Raw genomic sequence first — 1,431 nt, 5'->3', positions numbered from 1 at the left:
GAGCTATCGTCAAGAGTGGTGTATGGGCAGCTTGATAGCGTTCGACTTCAGGCGGCGAGTTTCTGCTGAACCGGTTGATCGCCTTGCACCGGTTCGCCGTCCCTGAAGGCAATGCCCTCCAGCAACAGCTTGATCTGTTCGGGGCCGTTGATACGGCGCCAGGTTTTCTCGGCTTCCTCGATCAGCTTGAATGCCAGACCGAGGAAGGTTGGACGCGACACGCAGTTGCGGGTGCGAGTCGTCCGGTGGCGCACGGTCGCGAATGTCGACTCAATCGCATTCGTCGTGCGCAAATGCTGCCAGTGCTCGGCGGGGAAGTCGTAAAACGCCAGCAGGCTCTCCCGGTCCTTCTTCAGCGTTTCGGTCGCCTTCGGATATTTCGCGGCGTAGACCGTCACGAAACGATCGAACGCGGCATACGCGTCGGCGCGCGTCGCGGCCATCCAGATCGCCTGCAGGTCGGCCTTCGCGCGCCCCTGCTGCGACTTCGGCAGCGCGTTGAGCACGTTGCCCATCTTGTGAAACCAGCAGCGCTGGCCGCGCGTTGCAGGAAACACTTCCTCCAGTGCGGCCCAGAAGCCCATAGCGCCGTCACCGACGGCCAGCAGCGGACCACCCTGCAAGCCTCGCGACTTCAGATCGAGCAGCAGCTCCTGCCAGGACGCCTTCGACTCGCGATACCCGTCACCGATTGCCACCCGCTCCTTGCGCCCATCCGGCCTCACGCCGATGATCACCAGCAGGCACTGGCCGTCCGAGTTCTCACTACGCAAGCCGGTATGAATGCCGTCGACCCACCAATACACGTAGTGCGATTTCGACAGATCACGCCGGCTCCAGTTGGCATGCTCATCGGCCCATTGCGCCTTCAGGCGACTTACCACGTTCGCCGATAGCCCCTTGGCGTCCTCGCCCAGCAGCACGCTCAGTGCTTCGCTCATGTCGCCCGTCGAAATGCCCTTCAGATACAGCCAGGGCAGTGCGGCACTCACGCGCGGCGACTTCCGCACATATGGTGGAACGATCGATGAATTGAACTTCACGCCCGACCCTGACCGGTCACGAACCTTCGGTACCTTCACCGGAATCGGTCCAGCCGCCGTCAACACTTCGCGCTCCGGCAAATAACCATTGCGCACCACGGCGCGCTGGCCGTGCAAGGTCTTGACGTTCTCGAATCGCTCCAGCAGCGCGGACAACTCCGCTTCAATTGCCTGCTGGATCACCTGCCGCGCGCCCTGGCGCACCAGATCGTCCAGGCCCAGACCGACTTCCGATAGACCGACGACTTCTTTTTCCGTAAACTTGCTCATGGTGGATGGTTTGTTGTTTGCTGGTTTCCGACTTCGACAATCAGATTCTCAGCTGAAACCTCCACCGCCTTCAATCTCCCGCCTCAAATCCCCCATACACCAGATTCGAGCTTAGCTC

The 1,431-nt window shown here is 61.1% G+C and carries 1 protein-coding gene; it reads right to left on the bottom strand.

Going from position 1 to position 1,431, the window contains the following annotated elements; all coding sequences use genetic code 11:
• Window positions 1-47: 47 nt before the first annotated feature.
• On the bottom strand, window positions 48-1,313 hold the full coding sequence (locus KHO31_RS38960) for an IS256 family transposase (protein ID WP_211626143.1): 1,266 nt from the start codon (window positions 1,311-1,313) through the stop codon (window positions 48-50).
• Window positions 1,314-1,431 lie beyond the last annotated feature (118 nt).

The sequence above is a fragment of the Paraburkholderia domus genome (assembly GCF_905220705.1).
Classification (GTDB): Bacteria; Pseudomonadota; Gammaproteobacteria; order Burkholderiales; family Burkholderiaceae; genus Paraburkholderia; species Paraburkholderia domus.
Note: the sequence above shows the minus strand (reverse complement) of the source record. Positions and strands in the feature narration are given on the sequence as shown.